The organism is Nonomuraea sp. NPDC049684, from assembly GCF_044465345.1.
Taxonomy (GTDB): domain Bacteria; phylum Actinomycetota; class Actinomycetes; order Streptosporangiales; family Streptosporangiaceae; genus Nonomuraea.
Map to the genome: position 1 here is coordinate 217467 of NZ_JBITLO010000014.1, position 14603 is coordinate 232069.

At 73.5% G+C, this 14603-nt stretch carries 17 protein-coding genes; 6 read left to right on the forward strand and 11 right to left on the reverse strand.

What is annotated here, in order from left to right; translation table 11 throughout:
* Positions 1 to 75: 75 nt before the first annotated feature.
* A complete protein-coding gene (ftsH, locus tag ACIBST_RS36370; protein WP_397178111.1) occupies positions 76 to 1995 on the reverse strand; it encodes an ATP-dependent zinc metalloprotease FtsH in 1920 nt (639 codons plus the stop codon).
* 37 nt (positions 1996 to 2032) lie between these two features.
* Positions 2033 to 2833, reverse strand: a complete 801-nt coding sequence (locus ACIBST_RS36375) for a hypothetical protein (RefSeq protein ID WP_397178112.1) — start codon at positions 2831 to 2833, stop codon at positions 2033 to 2035.
* 170 nt (positions 2834 to 3003) lie between these two features.
* Here ACIBST_RS36375 and ACIBST_RS36380 point away from each other — a divergent pair, with 170 nt between their 5' ends.
* On the forward strand, positions 3004 to 3969 hold the full coding sequence (locus tag ACIBST_RS36380; protein ID WP_352357880.1) for a DUF3616 domain-containing protein: 966 nt from the start codon (positions 3004 to 3006) through the stop codon (positions 3967 to 3969).
* Here ACIBST_RS36380 and ACIBST_RS36385 read toward each other — a convergent pair.
* Both ACIBST_RS36385 and ACIBST_RS36390 read right to left on the reverse strand, forming a co-directional pair.
* Positions 3959 to 4627 (reverse strand): peptidyl-tRNA hydrolase, encoded by a 669-nt coding sequence (locus ACIBST_RS36385; protein ID WP_397178113.1) that lies wholly within the window; start codon positions 4625 to 4627, stop codon positions 3959 to 3961. The two genes, ACIBST_RS36380 and ACIBST_RS36385, sit on opposite strands and share 11 nt — an antisense overlap.
* The gene (locus tag ACIBST_RS36390) at positions 4627 to 5895 is read right to left on the reverse strand and encodes an MFS transporter (protein ID WP_397178114.1); all 1269 of its coding nucleotides are present in this window, start codon (positions 5893 to 5895) and stop codon (positions 4627 to 4629) included. The genes ACIBST_RS36385 and ACIBST_RS36390 overlap by 1 nt, the downstream gene beginning before the upstream one ends.
* A gap of 71 nt (positions 5896 to 5966) precedes the next feature.
* Here ACIBST_RS36390 and ACIBST_RS36395 point away from each other — a divergent pair, with 71 nt between their 5' ends.
* Positions 5967 to 6917 carry a GlxA family transcriptional regulator gene (locus ACIBST_RS36395; RefSeq protein WP_397178115.1) on the forward strand — a complete coding sequence of 317 codons (951 nt, stop codon included), beginning with the start codon at positions 5967 to 5969 and terminating at the stop codon, positions 6915 to 6917.
* A 5-nt stretch (positions 6918 to 6922) separates the two neighbouring features.
* Here the strand turns inward: ACIBST_RS36395 and ACIBST_RS36400 are convergent, their stop codons facing one another.
* The 3 genes from ACIBST_RS36400 to ACIBST_RS36410 are packed head-to-tail and all read right to left on the reverse strand — an operon-like array spanning position 6923 to position 8198.
* Positions 6923 to 7687: a class II aldolase/adducin family protein gene (locus ACIBST_RS36400; protein ID WP_387652680.1), complete on the reverse strand. Its 765-nt coding sequence runs from the start codon at positions 7685 to 7687 to the stop codon at positions 6923 to 6925.
* Between the two features lie 38 nt (positions 7688 to 7725).
* Positions 7726 to 7932: a hypothetical protein gene (locus ACIBST_RS36405; RefSeq protein WP_397178116.1), complete on the reverse strand. Its 207-nt coding sequence runs from the start codon at positions 7930 to 7932 to the stop codon at positions 7726 to 7728.
* Positions 7884 to 8198 carry a hypothetical protein gene (locus tag ACIBST_RS36410; protein WP_397178117.1) on the reverse strand — a complete coding sequence of 105 codons (315 nt, stop codon included), beginning with the start codon at positions 8196 to 8198 and terminating at the stop codon, positions 7884 to 7886. The genes ACIBST_RS36405 and ACIBST_RS36410 overlap by 49 nt, the downstream gene beginning before the upstream one ends.
* Before the next feature lie 9 nt (positions 8199 to 8207).
* Here ACIBST_RS36410 and ACIBST_RS36415 point away from each other — a divergent pair, with 9 nt between their 5' ends.
* The gene (locus ACIBST_RS36415; protein ID WP_397178118.1) at positions 8208 to 8654 is read left to right on the forward strand and encodes a TetR family transcriptional regulator C-terminal domain-containing protein; all 447 of its coding nucleotides are present in this window, start codon (positions 8208 to 8210) and stop codon (positions 8652 to 8654) included.
* Here the strand turns inward: ACIBST_RS36415 and ACIBST_RS36420 are convergent.
* Positions 8613 to 10109: an FAD-dependent monooxygenase gene (locus ACIBST_RS36420; RefSeq protein ID WP_397178119.1), complete on the reverse strand. Its 1497-nt coding sequence runs from the start codon at positions 10107 to 10109 to the stop codon at positions 8613 to 8615. The genes ACIBST_RS36415 and ACIBST_RS36420 overlap by 42 nt on opposite strands.
* Positions 10106 to 10735: a TetR/AcrR family transcriptional regulator gene (locus tag ACIBST_RS36425; protein WP_397178120.1), complete on the reverse strand. Its 630-nt coding sequence runs from the start codon at positions 10733 to 10735 to the stop codon at positions 10106 to 10108. The genes ACIBST_RS36420 and ACIBST_RS36425 overlap by 4 nt, the downstream gene beginning before the upstream one ends.
* A gap of 98 nt (positions 10736 to 10833) precedes the next feature.
* On the opposite strand from ACIBST_RS36425, the gene ACIBST_RS36430 reads away from it, so the two are divergent.
* The 3 genes from ACIBST_RS36430 to ACIBST_RS36440 all read left to right on the forward strand — a co-directional run bounded on the left by ACIBST_RS36430 (position 10834) and on the right by ACIBST_RS36440 (position 12808).
* Entirely contained in the window at positions 10834 to 11409 is a 576-nt protein-coding gene (locus tag ACIBST_RS36430) for a CGNR zinc finger domain-containing protein (protein WP_397178121.1), read from the forward strand.
* 89 nt (positions 11410 to 11498) lie between these two features.
* Entirely contained in the window at positions 11499 to 11942 is a 444-nt protein-coding gene (locus ACIBST_RS36435) for a VOC family protein (protein ID WP_397178122.1), read from the forward strand.
* Between the two features lie 2 nt (positions 11943 to 11944).
* Positions 11945 to 12808, forward strand: a complete 864-nt coding sequence (locus tag ACIBST_RS36440) for a pyridoxamine 5'-phosphate oxidase family protein (RefSeq protein ID WP_397178123.1) — start codon at positions 11945 to 11947, stop codon at positions 12806 to 12808.
* A 36-nt stretch (positions 12809 to 12844) separates the two neighbouring features.
* Here the strand turns inward: ACIBST_RS36440 and ACIBST_RS36445 are convergent, their stop codons facing one another.
* Complete coding sequence (locus ACIBST_RS36445) at positions 12845 to 13258, reverse strand: hemerythrin domain-containing protein (RefSeq protein ID WP_397178124.1); 414 nt, start codon at positions 13256 to 13258, stop codon at positions 12845 to 12847.
* Positions 13255 to 14586, reverse strand: coding sequence for an MFS transporter (locus ACIBST_RS36450; protein WP_397178125.1), 1332 nt, complete (start codon positions 14584 to 14586; stop codon positions 13255 to 13257). The genes ACIBST_RS36445 and ACIBST_RS36450 overlap by 4 nt, the downstream gene beginning before the upstream one ends.
* Between the last annotated feature and the right edge of the window lie 17 nt (positions 14587 to 14603).

The window sequence follows — 14603 nt, forward strand, 5'->3', positions numbered from 1 at the left end:
GAGGACGTTCCCCGGCCGTGATCGAGGCAAGGCCGGGGTTCCCCTAAGTCTCGGGAAAGGCGGGTCTCCCGGGGGTCAGTCGAGGGCGGGCTGCTTGCTGCCGCTGGCCAGGCCGGCGGCGGCGTACGCGCTCGCCTCGTCGAGCGTCTCGTGTTCGAGCAGGGCCGCCACGATGCCGTCGAGCCGTTCGCGGTTCTCGGTGAGCACCTGGACGGCGCGCTCGTAGCACTCGTCCACGATGCGCCGCGCCTCCTCGTCGACGGTGGCCAGCGTGGCCGGCGACGCCTGCGGCGAGGAGCCGTCGTTGGGCAGGATGGTCAGCGGGCCGATCTTCTCCGACATGCCCCAGCGGCCCACCATGCCGCGCGCGATCATGGTGACCTGTTCGAGGTCGTTCTCGGCGCCGGTGGTGATGATGCCGTAGACGACCTGCTCGGCCGCCATGCCGCCGAGCGCGCCGGTGATGCGCCCGCGCAGGTACGGCTCGTCGTAGGCGTAGCGGTCGGTGTCGGGGGTGGACAGCGTGACGCCGAGCGCCCGGCCGCGGGGGATGATCGAGATCTTCCTGACCGGGTCGGCGCCGGGCTGGAGCATGCCGAGCAGGGCGTGCCCGGCCTCGTGGAAGGCGGTGCGGGTGCGCTCCTCCTCCGGCATCACGATGCTGCGGGCCGCGCCGAGCTGGAGCTTCTCCAGCGCGTCCGCGAAGTCGGACATGTCGACCTTCTCCTTGCCGCGCTTGGCGGCGAGGAGTGCGGCCTCGTTGACCAGGTTGGCCAGGTCGGCGCCGGTCATGCCGGGGGTGGTCTTGGCGATGCGGTCGAGGCTGACCTCGCCGTCGAGCGGCACGCCGCGCGAGTGGACCTCCAGGATGGCCGTGCGTCCGGCCGCGTCGGGCAGGCCCACCTGCACCGTACGGTCGAAGCGCCCGGGACGCAGCAGCGCCGGGTCGAGGATCTCGGGCCGGTTGGTGGCCCCGATGACGATCACGCCCTCGGCGCCGGAGAAGCCGTCCATCTCGGTGAGGATCTGGTTCAGCGTCTGCTCGCGCTCGTCGTGGCCGCCGATGCCGCCCGCGCCGCCGCGGGCCCGTCCGATGGCGTCGATCTCGTCGATGAACACGATCGAGGGCGCGACCTTGCGGGCCTCCTCGAACAGGTCGCGGACGCGCGAGGCGCCCACGCCGACGATCATCTCGATGAACTCCGAGGCGCTGGCCGAGAAGTACGGCACCTTGGCCTCGCCCGCCACGGCCCTGGCCAGCAGCGTCTTGCCGGTGCCGGGAGGACCGGCGAGCAGCACGCCCTTGGGCAGCTTGGCGCCCAGCCTGCGGTACTTGCCGGGGTCCTTGAGGTAGTCGACGACCTCGACGAGCTCGTTCTCCACCTCGTCGATGCCGGCGACGTCGTCGAACGTGACGCGCACCTTGGCGGCCTCGACCGGCTTGGCGGCCTTGGACTTGCCGAGCCCGCTCAGGCCGCCGCCCATCATGCTGGCGCCGCGGCGCATGATCCAGATCCACAGGCCGGCCAGCAGCAGGACGGGCAGCAGCGACAGCAGCAGGTTGGAGAAGAAGCCGCGGGTCAGCGGCTTGGACGTGGTCTCCACCTGGGCCGACTTGAGCTGCTGGTCGAGCTGGTCGGTGTTGGCGAAGGCGGGGATCTCGGTCTGGAACTTGGTGTAGGACTCGTTGCTCTCGGGGTTCTTGGCCGCGCTCCTCAGGTCGCCCTCGACCGACAGCCCCTGGGCGTAGATGTCCTTGACGTTCTTCGCCTCGACCTGCTTGGTGAACTCGGTGTAGGAGATCGTCTCGACCGAGTTGTTGTCGACCAGGGAGGAGACGACGAAGAAGCCCGCGTACACCACGAGCAGGGTGACGACGAAGCGCCACCAGTTGATCTTCGGCCGCCCGCCTGGCGAACCGGGCAGGCCCTCCGAGCGCCAGGGCGGCTTGACCTTGCCCTTGTTCGGTGCCTGCGGCGGTCCAGAGCGTTCCACGGCGTCACTCCCCCACATCGCCGCATACATGATCTTTCTAGCCTAGAACACGCACTCCTGAGACCACGCGGCCAATATCACGCCAACGCTTTCTCTGCGAGTCAGGCACTGTGACGAACGCAAGTCCCGGCTTGCTCATTCCCCCGTCCATCACGACGACGGCCGCCCGGGAGGAATGTTTGCCGTATTTAACGCGGTATACGAGCATCCATCCGGTTTTAACCCGTTGTGAGGCGAGCCAACTGATCTTGGAGCCCTTGGGGTGGTGGTTGAGCGTCCAGCGGGCGGCCAGCAGCGCCGTGTCGCGCGGCGACTTCTGCTCCATGATCGGCAGCGGGCAGGTCACCAGCATGCCGCGCAGCTTGCCGCCGCGCGCCGCGGGCAGCACCTGCTTGCTGGTGAACGGCGCCGCCCCGTGCGTCTTCCACGGCTTGCCCAGCCGGGGCACGGCCAGGCCGGTGCGCCTGTCCTTCAGCAGCCGCCGGGCCGGCCGGGGCAGGGCCATCCGCTTGGTCCGGCCGGTCAGGCGGGGCACCCGCGGGTCGGCGTAGAGGGCCTGCATGGCGGTGTAGCCGGGCGCCAGCGAGGCGCCCGGCGAGGGCGTCGGGGTCGGCGCGGACGTGGACGCCGGCGTGGCGGGCGACGTCGGCGTGAGGGATGCCGACGGCGTGGGGGCCGGCGCGGAGGAGGCGGGTGCGGACGAGGCGGGTGCAGCCGGCGGCGCGGTTACCGGCCCCGCCACGACCTCGTCCGGCCCGGAGGGGAGCGCCAGGACGATCACCGTGGCGCCGACCGCCACGGCCGCCACGACGGCGAGCCCCCGATATATCGACCGCATCCGGACATCGCCGATGCGGGAGCGCCTGGGCGGTGAAACAGGGTTCGCAGGGCGGTCTGTGGTTCTCACTCGTGAACCCTCGGTCTCATCTTCCCCATGGAGCACGACGGGAGCGTACGACATATCCCGCCATTGCGTGTGTGAAGCGACCGAAGTGCAATCATGGCGGGGTGGAACAGGTGGAACTGCGGTTCGGCGAGGACTCCCGGTTCGCCCAGACGCACACGAATCTCTCCGCGGTCAGGTGGGAGCCGTCGGGTCTGTGGGTGGCCGGCGACGAGACCGCCACCGTCGAGCGGCTCACCTGGACCGGCGACCACTTCGGCGACGAGCGCTCCTTCTTCCTGGCCGACTACGTGGACCTGCCCGCCGGACGCTTCGACGAGGCCGACATCGAGGGCCTGGCCAGGGCCGACGGCCATCTGTGGGCGGTCGGCTCGCACAGCCTCAAACGCCGCAAGGCCAAGCCGGGCTCGCCGGAGAAGTCGATCAGGAGGCTGGGCACGGTCGTCCGCGAGGAGAACCGGTTCATCCTGGTCCGCCTGCCGCTGGACGGGACCGGCGAGCGTCCGCTGCCGGGCGCGATCCTGTCCGGCGAGCGCAACGTCGCGGCCATGCTGTCCGGCGACCGCCATCTGGCGCCGTTCCTGGCGCTGCCGGGCAAGGACAACGGGCTGGACATCGAGGGCATCGCGGTCGTGGGCGAGCGGGTCTACCTGGGGCTGCGCGGGCCGGTGCTGCGCGGCTGGGCGGTGGTGCTGGAGATCCGCCCGGTGGACGACGGCGGCGGCCGGTTACGGCTGGACGGGCCGTACCGCAAGCACTTCCTCGACCTCGGCGGGCTGGGCGTGCGGGACATGTGCCCGCACGGCGGCGACCTGCTGCTGCTCACCGGTCCCACGATGAGCCTGGACGGCCCGGTGCGGGTCGTGCGCTGGCGGGAGCGGCAGGGCGGCGGGCTCGTGCCCGCGCACGACCTGGAGACGGTGCTGGAGCTGCCCTACGGCGTAGGGGACGACCATCCGGAGGGGCTGGCCGTGCTGCCCGACGGGCGGCTCATGGTCGTCTACGACAGCCCGTCGCCCGCCCGGATCACCCCGGCGGGCGGCGTGCTGGCCGACGTCTTCACGATCTAGCGACCCGCCCCAGCAGCCAGGGCGCCTCGGCGACGAACGTGCACGAACCCGGCTCGATCTCGGTGAACCCGGCGTCGCGCACCACGGGGAGCCCGGCGGCCACCTTGGCGTCGAAGTCGTCCCCGGCGGGCGCGGCGCGCACGGAGACCGCCAGGCCGGTCGCCCGCCAGGCGGCCCGCTCAGCCTCGTCGCTGGCCCACCAGGCGAGCTGCGCGGCGTGCCCGGCCTGGGCCATGGCCTTGCCCGCCGACATGGTCAGCTTCGGGTTCTCCCACAGGACCGGCGGGCCGGAGGGCGGCTCGCCGGGCTCGGCGGCGTCGCTCAGCTCGGTGCCGCCCACCTGGAGCCGGGCCAGGTCCCTGGGCCAGGCGTCGAGCGGGACGGGCGGGTGCACCCGCACCTCCGCCGTGCGGTGGTCGACCGTGCGGCCGGGCAGCGCGGCGGCCCTGCGCCACTCGGCGCCCCTGGCCCGCCGCACCACCTTGCGGATCTTGCCGGTGGACTGCCAGGCGAGCAGCTCGGCGGCCCACTCACCCGGGTCGTCCAGCAGGCTCAGCACGGCCATGGCGGCGGCCTCCAGCGCGTCGGTGCGCTCGGGGGGAGCGGCCCTCTCGATCCTGACCACGAGGGGGAGGACCATCAGTTCGGTCTCGTTCATCACCGTCTAGCATGCCGGATGGCCAGGGACATTCCCGCGGCCAGGAGGCAGAGGGCGCCGGCGGCGTACCAGGCCAGGTCGTAGGCGCCGAGGTGGTCGCGGGTCAGGCCGGCGCCCACGGCGGCGACGGCGGCGCCCACCTGGTGGGAGGCGAACACCCAGCCGAACACGACCGCGCCGTCCTTGCCGTAGACCTGACGGCACAGGGCGACGGTCGGTGGCACGGTGGCCACCCAGTCCAGGCCGTAGAACACGATGAAGATCAGCATGCTGGGCTCGGTGGTGGCCGCGAACAGGCCGGGCAGCAGCATCAGCGACAGGCCGCGCAGGCCGTAGTAGACGCCGAGCAGCAGCTTGGGGTTGACCTTGTCGCTGAGCCAGCCGGAGGCGACCGTCCCGGCGATGTCGAAGATCCCGATGATCGCGAGCAGCCCGGCGGCGACCGGCTCGGCCATGCCGTGGTCGTGCGCGGCGGGGATGAAGTGCGTGCCGACCAGGCCGTTCGTGCTCATGCCGCAGATCGCGAAGCCGCCGGCGAGGAACCAGAAGGGCCGCGTGCGCGCGGCCGAGCGCAGCACCGTCAGCGCCCGCGCCGCCGCGTTCCCGGCGGCCGGCCCGGTCCGTACGGCGCCCGCCTCGGCGCCGAGCGCCGTCGTGCCCACCTCCTCGGGGTGGTCGCGCAGCAACCACCAGACGAACGGCACCACCGCGAGCGCGGCGCCGGCCACCGTCAGGGAGGCCGCCCGCCAGCCCGGCCCCTCGGCGAGCCAGGCCAGCACGGGCAGGAAGATGAGCTGCCCCGTCGCGCCCGCCGCGGTCAGGATGCCGGTGACGAGCCCGCGGTGCCGGACGAACCACCGGTCGGTCACCGTGGCGGCGAACACCAGCGCCATCGACCCGGTGCCGAGCCCGATGAACACGCCCCAGAACAGCAGCAGGTGCCAGCTCGCCGTCATGATCACGGTGAGCCCGCTGCCCACCGCGACCAGCAGCAGCGCCAGCGACACCACGCGGCGCATGCCGAAGCGGTCCATCAGCGCGGCGGCGAAGGGCGCGGTCAGCCCGTAGAGCACCAGGTTGATCGACACGGCCAGCGAGATCGTGCCCGTGCTCCAGCCGAACTCGTCGTGCAGCGGGGTGATCAGCACGCCGGGGGTGGCGCGGAAGCCGGCCGCGCCGAGGATGGCCACGAAGGCCACGGCCGCGACCCACCAGGCGCGGTGGATCCGGCGGGTCCGCGTGGGGGCGGGGGTGGTGCTCAACGTCATGCGCCAATCCTGATTCATCGCGTTTTGAAGGCGTGAGTGGCCCGAAAGCCAATATGTGCAAGAATCGGGCCATGGCCCATCGTGTCGCGGTCGTCGTGCTGAACCACTTCGCCCCGCTCGACCTCGGCGTCCCCGGCCAGGTCTTCCAGTCGGCCGAGACGCCCGGCGGCGAGAGGCTCTACGAGGTCGTGACCTGCTCCCCCGACCGCGAGCCGGTCCGCTGCACGGCCGGCTACACCGTGCTGCCCGACCACGACCTCGACGTGCTCGACACGGCCGACACGGTGCTGGTCCCCGGCATCCACGCGGGCCGGGCGATGAAGGACGGCACGATCACCGCCACCCTGCGCGCGGCCCTTCAGGACCGGCCGCGGGTCATGTCGATCTGCACGGGCGCGTTCGTGCTGGCCGCGGCGGGCCTGCTGGACGGCCGCCCGGCCACCACGCACTGGCGCGAGGCGGCCCGCTTCGCCGCCCTGTTCCCCCAGGTCAAGCTGGACCCCGACGTGCTCTTCGTGGACGACGGCGACGTGCTCACCTCGGCCGGCGTGGCGGCGGGCCTCGACCTGTGCCTGTACGTGATCAAGCGCGACCACGGCGCCGAGGTGGCCAACCGGGCCGCCCGCCGCTGCGTGATGCCGCCCTGGCGGGACGGCGGCCAGGCGCAGTACATCGAGCGCCCGCTGCCGCACGACGGCGCCGGCGGCACCGCCGCGACCCGCGACTGGATGCTGGCCCACCTCGACGCCCCGCTCGACCTCAACGCGCTGGCCGCCCACGCCAGGATGAGCGTGCGCACCTTCACCAGGCGCTTTCGCGAGGAGACCGGGATGAGCCCGGCCAAATGGCTGTCCGGCCACCGCGTCCGCCACGCCAGGCGGCTGCTGGAGACGACCGACCTCGGCGTGGAGGAGGTGGCCAGGCGCTCCGGCTTCGGCACGGCGGTCTCGCTCCGGCAGCACCTGCACGCGGCCGTCGGCGTCGCGCCCCTGACCTACCGGCACACCTTCCGCAGCTCCTGAGAGTCCTACTCGAACAGGTCGGGCTGCTCGCGCACGATCTGGTCGTGCAGCGGCTGGTAGTTGATCCAGCCGACCAGGTCGTTGCCGATCTGCTGGTGGGTGAGCGCGGCGTTGTCCGGCTCGATGGGCACGACCTGCCCGGCGGCCTTGGCCAGGAGCTGCACCTGAGCCGAGCGTTCCATGGTGATGAACCACCAGGCGGCCGCGTCGACCGTGTCGCCGACCGTCAGCAGGCCGTGGTTGCGCAGCACGAGGGCCTTGTTGCCGCCCAGGGTCGCGGCTATGCGCTTGCCCTCCTCCAGGTCGGTCACGACGCCCGTGTAGTCGTCGAACAGCGCGTTGTCCTGGTAGAAGGCGCAGGCGTCCTGGGTGATGGGCTCGATGGTCTGGCCGAGCGCCGACAGGGCGCGGCCGTGGATCGAGTGGCTGTGGGCGGCCGCGACGACGTCGGGACGGGCCTGGTGGACCTGGGAGTGGATGGCGAAGGCGGCCTCGTTGACGTGGTGGCGCCCCTCGACGACCTGGCCCTCGTGGTTGACCAGGATGAGGTCGCTGACCCTGACGTGCTTGAACGACATGCCGAACGGGTTGACCCAGAAGTGGTCGCTCAGCTCGGGGTCGCGGGCGGTGATGTGCCCGGCCACGCCCTCCTCGAACCCGAACCTGCCGAAGATGCGCAGCGCCGCCGCGAGCCGTTCCTTGCGGTGCCGCCGCTCCTCCTCGATCGTCTCGAACGTCGGCGGCAGGCGGAAGATGAGGTTGTCCGGCATGGCTCTCCTCGCGTACAGAATGTTGTTCTGACCGCAGACTAGCGCCTGAACGGCACGCCCGCCGTCCGCGCCCTGGCCGCGATCACCAGGGCCTCGCCGAGCAGGCCGACGCCGATCGACAGCGGGATCGAGCGCACCTCCTCGTGCATGCCGGCGGCCGCCGCCAGCGCGCCCACGCCGAAGCTGATCGCGAACGTCACGGCCCACACGACCAGCGTCCGCCAGGTGTAGCGCTGCCAGAGCACGCCGTCCTTGGGAAGACCTGCGTGGTGGCCGCGCGCGGGGCGCCGAAGGCGACGCCGATCAGGGCGGTGACCGCCAGCCACGTGACGTCGAGCGCGGTGGGGCGCAGGTCGAGCAGGCTGTGGAGGCCGATGCCGATGAGGATGACCGGCGGCGCGTACACGTCCTTGGCGACGAGCGGCTGGCCGATCATGCGCCGGGCCACGGCGTAGGCGACGAGCGCGGCGGGCTCGCCATCGGCTCGGTCCGCCACTACTTCGCCGGGCACACCGAGCTGATGACCTTCGCGATGCGCTCCTCGATCGAGCGGATCAGCGCGCGCCTGGAGGAACGCGTCGGCCCGCTGCTCGCCGCGCGGGACGGCGAGGAGCGGGCCGAGCTGGTGGAGCAGATGCTGTCGGAGCTGCTGCCCCTGGACGAGCCGCGGCTGGAGGAGGCGGCGGTCTGGCTGGCCTTCGCGACGGCCGCGCGCACCCGCCCCGAGCTCCAGCCGCAGGCCCGCGAGGCGTACGACGGCATGCGCCGCCTGGTCGGCCGGATCATCGAGGGCATCGCCGCGCACGGCCGCCTGCGCGCCGACGCCGAGGTGGAGACCGAACGGCTGTGCGCGCTGATCGACGGGCTCACGGTCGAGGGCGTGCTGCACCCCGAGCGGATGACGCCCGCCCTGATGCGCCGCTGTCTACGCCGCCACCTCGACACCCTTGCCGAACCAGGTCTCTAGGGCCTGTGTCAGCGTCTCGTCGGGCGTGCCCGCCCAGGCCACGTAGCCGTCGGGGCGCACCAGCACGGCCTCGGCCGGGCACGACGGCACGGTGACCGTCTCGACCCGCTCGTGGCGCACGCGCAGCTCGCCGGTGCGGTCGAGCAGCAGCGGACGGGCCCGGGAGGCGGGCTCCGCGGGCAGGTCGGCCAGGAACCGGCCGGCGAGGGGATGGCCGCTGCCGGGCGTCGGGTAGGGCAGGTCGGAGCCCGCCATGAGCGCCGCGACGCGCCGCCGGTTGGCGTCGTCCCCCAGCAGCTCGGCGAACAGCGTGCGCAGGGCGGTCACGTCGGGGCCCGGCGCGGCCAGGGCGAGCTGGGCGCTGGAGTGCACGGCCACCCGCTCGGCGGCGGGCCTGCGCTCGGCGTCGTAGGTGTCGAGCAGCCCCTCGGGCGCCCAGCCCTGGAGCTCGGCGGCCAGCTTCCAGGCCAGGTTGGCGGCGTCCTGGAGGCCGAGGTTGAGCCCGGGGGCGCCCATGGCCGAGTGCACGTGGGCGGCGTCGCCGGCCACGAACACGCGGCCCGCCCGGTAGCGGTCGGCCACCCGCGTCTCGCGGCCGTTCAGCCGCCGGAGCAGGTGGGGGCCCTCGCCGGTGGGCGGGGCGAGCGGCAGGTCGGCCCCGAGCACGCGGGCCAGGCTCGCGCGCAGCTCGCCGATCGTCATCGGCGCCTCGTCGCCCAGGACCTCGCCGCCGGGGATCTCGCCGCCCCACTCCATCGCGGTGACCGAGAGCACGCCCGGCCCCGCGGGCAGCATCGCGTACGCGCCGCGCTCGGTCCGGTGCCAGGTGTAGAGCACGAACGTGCCGTGGCCGGGCACCTCCATCTCGGCCGCGCCGGGCCGCACGACCGCTCCTGGCACGGTGACATGGGCCGTGCGGCTGACGACGTCGGGCGCGCTCACCCCAGGGAAGCCGATGCCGGCCCGCTTCCTGACCAGGCTGTGGGCGCCGTCGCAGCCCACCAGGTAGCGCGTACGCAGCTCGCCGGGGCCTTCGGGGCCCGTCACCGCGAGCGTGACGCCGTCGGCGTCCTGCTCGAAGCCGGTCAGCTCGTGGCCGCGCCGGATCTCCACGCCCAGCTCGCCGGCCCGCCGCTCGAACAGCTCCTCCAGCACCGGCTGCCGGACGGGCAGCGCGCGCAGCGGGTTGCCGTCGAGCCCGGCCAGGTCGAGCGGCATGGCCCCGAAGACGAACGCGGGCACGGGCACGGGCTCCGCGGCGAGCCCGCGCTGGTGCAGCAGGCCCACGACCTGGCCGACGATGCCGTTGGCCTTGGGCCGGCCGCTGCGGGCGGGCAGGCGTTCGAGCACGACGGGACGGACTCCGGCCAGGCCGAGCTCGCAGGCCAGCATCAGGCCGTTGGGGCCGGCGCCGGCGATGACGACGTCCGCGGTCGCGGCGTCCGCTGCGGTCATGGGGCTTCTCCTTCGGTTCGGGGGTGGGGGGCGGGCAGCCCCGCGGCCAGGCAGTGCAGCGCCTCGCGCAGCACCGGCACCAGCGGGACGGGCGGGTCGGAGCGCAGCCAGTGGCCGACGGCCACCTGCACGGCGGTGGTCACCGTGGCCGCCACCAGGTGCGGGTAGAGGTCTCGGTCCGGATCGGCGCCCGTGCGCTCGGCCACGGCCGCGGCCAGCTCGCCGTCGGCCGCGAACTGGGCCTTCAGCGCCTCGGCGCGCAACGCGGGCTCCTCGGCCAGCAGCCTGGTGAGGGCCAGCCGGTCGGCGTCGGGCGGCCCGGGGCTGGTCATGGCCTGCTCCCAGGGCTCGGCGACGGCCGCGATCAGCGCCTCCCACAGCGGCTCGTCCGCCGGGCGGGCGCGCAGCACGGCCACCGTCCGCCGGACGCGGTCGGTGTGGCGGGCGGCGAGGGCCTCGTACTTGCTGGAGAAGTAGTTGTTGAACGTGCGCGGCGACACGCCGACCCGCTCGGCGACGTCCTCCACCCGGACGTTCTCCAGCCCGCGCTCCAACGCCAGCCGGAGCGCCGCGTCCATCAGCGCCTCGCGGGTCGCCTGTTTCTTCCGTTCCCTCAGTCCGCTCACTCTTTCAGATTACGCACTTTTTCTGATCACGCAATCTTTCTGAACGAGCAATTTTTTGCCTAACGGCAACACTCGGTGACAGGCGTTAGCTTGGAGGCATGTCCACCACGCTGACCATGGAGTTCGCCGGCACGGTCAGGGCCGACCGCTCCGGGCCCGTCGACCGGCTGCGCGACGCCGCCGCGATGACCGAATGGCTCCACGAGCACACGGCCGACCTCGGCGTGCCGCCCGGCTTCACCGCCACGGAGGAGTTGCGCGAGCAGACCGTACGGCTGCGCCAGGCCGTCCGTGCGCTGCTGGCCAGGGCGATCGCCCCGGAACCGCCGAGCGCCGCGGACGCGGCCGACCTGCCGGGTTTCGCCGAGTCGCTGGCCCTGGTCAACGCGACCGCCCTGGCCGCCCCCACGGCCCCGCAACTGTCGTGGACGGGCGAGCCGGCGCTGACCGTGGCCCCCGCGACCAGGGCGAACCCGTCCACGCGCCTGCGGGGGCGGCTCGCCGTCGCGGCCGTGGAGTTCCTGGGCGGCCCCGACCGCGTCCTGCTCCGCACCTGCGGGGCCCCGCGCTGCGTGCTCTATTTCGTCAAGGAGCACCCGCGCCAGGAGTGGTGCTCCCCGGCGTGCGGCAACCGCGCGCGGGCGGCGCGGCACTACCGGGAACACAAGAAATAGCCTTATCTAACGCCAACGGCCGACTTTTGCCGTTATATTGTGTTTCTAACGGCCGATCAGTCGTGCAACCGTTAGTTGGGGAGAGTCGCATGTCATTCCGGACCGGGCACGTCGGGCTCAACGTCACCGACCTCGACAGGTCGAAGGAGTTCTACGGCCGCGTCTTCGGCTTCACCGTCGCCGGCGAGTCCTCCGAGGACGGCCGCCGCTACGCCCTCCTCGCCCAGGACGGCAAGCTCGTCGTCACGCTCTGGCAGCAGAGCGACGGCCGCTTCCCCACCGCCCTGCCCGGCCTGCACCACCTGGCCTTCCAGGTCGAGGACCTCGACGCGGTGCGCAGGGCCGAGCAGGTCGTCAGGGAGATCGGCGCGAAGCTGCACCACGACGGCGTGGTCCCCCACGGCGAGGGCGCCTCCTCCGGCGGCGTGTTCTTCGAGGACCCCGACGGCATCCGGCTGGAGATCTCCGCGCCCGGCGCCGCGGGCGACCGTCCCGCCCCCACCGCCGGCGCTCCCACCTGCGGGTTCTTCTAAAGATGAGACATCCGTGGGAGATCGCCGTCCAGGCCCGCGCCGGGGTGCGGACACCGGGCGCGTTCGGCAGCTCGCGCACCCGTCCGGAGATCCCCGAGGTGGCCGCGGCGTTCCTGCGCGCGCAGCACCTGCTGGTCGCGGGCGCGGCCGACGACCTCGGCCAGGTGTGGGCCGACGTGCTGACCGGGCCGCCGGGGTTCGCGGGCGCGGACGACGACCGCACGATCACCGTCCGCGCCCTGCCCGCGGCGCCGCTGCGGGGCCTGTTCACGGCGGAACGCGACATCGGGCTGCTGGCCATCGAGCCGCGCACCCGGCGCAGGATGCGCGTCAACGGCACCGCCGTGCAGGCCGGCGACGGCCTGGTGATCTGGACGGAGCAGGTGTACGCCAACTGCCCCAAGTACATCCAGGCCCGCGAGCCCACCGCCGCGCCCGGCGTCCCGGAGGTCGCCGGCGGCGGGACGCGGCTCGCGCCGGGCCACGTCGAGTGGATCGAGCGGGCCGCCACGTTCTTCATCGCCACCCGCGCCGCGGGCCTGGGGGCCGACGTCTCCCACCGCGGCGGCAACCCGGGGTTCGTCCGGGTGACCGGGCCCGGGTCGCTGGAGTTCCCGGACTACGTCGGCAACTCGATGTACATGACGCTCGGCAACCTGGAGCTCGACCCGGCCGCCGGGCTGCTGTTCGTCGACTGGGACGCCGGCCGGACCCTCCACCTGACCGGCCGGGCGGAGGTGGACTGGGCCGCCGAGCAGCGGCCGGTGCGGTTCGAGCTGACCGCGTACACGGAGGTGGACGGCACGGTGGGGGCGGGCTGGACCCCGCCGGAACACCACCGCTTCAACCCGCCCGTCACCCGCTGACGCCGGGCGTCGGGCGGCGGGCGGCGGGCGGCGGGCTCAGAGGTTCTCGGGCATCGAGGTCATGCCGTTCAGCAGCGGGACGAGCTGCTCTTCCTCGTAGTCCAGGTGGGCCTCCAGCTCGGCGGCCAGCCGGTCGAGCTCGTCGGCCGCGCTCGCGTCTGTGCCGGCCAGGTCGCGGACGCGGGCGAGCAGCCGGGCCACCACGCGGTGCTCGGCGCCCAGCCGGGCCAGGACGCCGGCCAGCTCGGGACGCCCGGCGGCCAGGTGCGGGAACAGCACCGCGTCCTCGCCCTCGTGGTGGGCGTGGAGGGCGTCGCAGAAGGCCAGGCAGTGCGTACGCAGGTCGACCCCCTCGCCGCCGGCCCGCAGGCGCGCCAGCTCCCGCCGGAAGCCGTCGTGCAGCTTCACCAGTTCGTCACCCCACGCGATCAGGCGCTGTTCCCCGCTCATGCCCACGCCACCGCCCCGGCCCGGTGGACGGCCGCGAACACGGCGGCCAGCAGGGCGGCCACGGCGGCGACGCCGAAGCTCCAGCCGGCTCCCCCGGCGGCCGACACCGCCGCGCCGACGGCTCCGGCCAGGCTGCTGCCCACGACCCTGACCAGCGCGTTCACGCCTCCGGCCGCCGCGGTCTTGGCCGGTTCGACGTGCTCGACGGCCATCGTGCCGAGCGCCGCGTACACCAGGCCGACGCCGAGGCCCAGGACGGCGGCGGCCCCGTACAGGTCGGCAGGCGTGTCGCGGAAGACCACCAGCCACACCGCGGCGGCGGTGACCAGCGCCGAGCCGCCGGAGACCAGCCCCGCGGCCGGGAAGCGCCGCATCAGCGGCCCGGCCAGCATCGAGACGGCGAGCATCAGCACCGTGGTCGGCAGCAGGTACAGCCCCACCTGCAGCACCGAGGCCCCGAGAGGGCCCTGCGCGACCGCCGACAGCGTGGTGATCGCCCCGAACAGCGCGAACCCGATGAGGAACGAGGCCACCGTGGCCCCGACCGTGCCCCGGTGCAGCAGCATGGGGATCTCGATCAGCGGCGAGGCGGTGCGCCGGGCCGTGACCACCCACGCCGCCGCGAGCACGACCGCCCCCGCGAGCAGCCCCAGCGTCGGCGGCGACGTCCAGCCCCAGGCGCCGCCCTTGCTGATCGCGAGCAGCAGGCAGACCAGCCAGCCGGCGACGAGCGCGGCCCCCACCAGGTCCGGACGCCCCGCGCGCCCGGCCGGCGCGGCCTCCCGCACCAGGGCCGCCACCAGGACGAAGCTCAGCGCGCCCAGCGCCGCCAGGATCCAGAACATGGCCCGGTGGTCGCCGCCGACGAGCCCGGCCAGGATCATGCCGCCGCCGCTGCCCACGCCGATGGTGGCGCTCAGCACGCCGATCGCCGTGGCCAGCCGGTGTGCGGGGACGGCCTGCCTGGCCAGCCCCATGGCCAGCGGGAGCAGCGCGGCGGACACGCCCTGGAGCACCCGTCCGGCGACCGCCGCGCCTAGCGTGCCGGACAGCGCGGCGACCGCCGCACCGGCCACCAGCAGGGCGAGCGCGGACAGGGCGACGACGCGGCGGCCGTACATGTCGCCGAGCCGGGACAGCAGCGGGATCGCGACCGCGCCGGACAGCAGGCCGGCGGTGAGCGTCCAGGAGACGGACGTGGATGACGCGCCGAACTGCCTCTGGAGCAGCGGGAGCAGCGGGACGACGACGGTCATCTGGAGTGACCCGACGGCGACGGCGAACGCCAGGACCACCACCGCCGTCCAGGGGAATGTCTTTTTGTACATGTATAGAAAGTAACATG

What these genes read in the sequence shown, in the direction of transcription:
- ACIBST_RS36375 (WP_397178112.1), bottom strand. Translation starts at nt 2,833, where the DNA reads ATGCGGTCGATATATCGGGGGCTCGCCGTCGTGGCGGCCGTGGCGGTC.
- ACIBST_RS36385 (WP_397178113.1), bottom strand. Translation starts at nt 4,627, where the DNA reads ATGAACGAGACCGAACTGATGGTCCTCCCCCTCGTGGTCAGGATCGAG.
- ACIBST_RS36390 (WP_397178114.1), bottom strand. Translation starts at nt 5,895, where the DNA reads ATGACGTTGAGCACCACCCCCGCCCCCACGCGGACCCGCCGGATCCAC.
- ACIBST_RS36395 (WP_397178115.1), top strand. Translation starts at nt 5,967, where the DNA reads ATGGCCCATCGTGTCGCGGTCGTCGTGCTGAACCACTTCGCCCCGCTC.
- ACIBST_RS36400 (WP_387652680.1), bottom strand. Translation starts at nt 7,687, where the DNA reads ATGCCGGACAACCTCATCTTCCGCCTGCCGCCGACGTTCGAGACGATC.
- ACIBST_RS36415 (WP_397178118.1), top strand. Translation starts at nt 8,208, where the DNA reads ATGACCTTCGCGATGCGCTCCTCGATCGAGCGGATCAGCGCGCGCCTG.
- ACIBST_RS36420 (WP_397178119.1), bottom strand. Translation starts at nt 10,109, where the DNA reads ATGACCGCAGCGGACGCCGCGACCGCGGACGTCGTCATCGCCGGCGCC.
- ACIBST_RS36430 (WP_397178121.1), top strand. Translation starts at nt 10,834, where the DNA reads ATGTCCACCACGCTGACCATGGAGTTCGCCGGCACGGTCAGGGCCGAC.
- ACIBST_RS36435 (WP_397178122.1), top strand. Translation starts at nt 11,499, where the DNA reads ATGTCATTCCGGACCGGGCACGTCGGGCTCAACGTCACCGACCTCGAC.
- ACIBST_RS36440 (WP_397178123.1), top strand. Translation starts at nt 11,945, where the DNA reads ATGAGACATCCGTGGGAGATCGCCGTCCAGGCCCGCGCCGGGGTGCGG.
- ACIBST_RS36445 (WP_397178124.1), bottom strand. Translation starts at nt 13,258, where the DNA reads ATGAGCGGGGAACAGCGCCTGATCGCGTGGGGTGACGAACTGGTGAAG.
- ACIBST_RS36450 (WP_397178125.1), bottom strand. Translation starts at nt 14,586, where the DNA reads ATGTACAAAAAGACATTCCCCTGGACGGCGGTGGTGGTCCTGGCGTTC.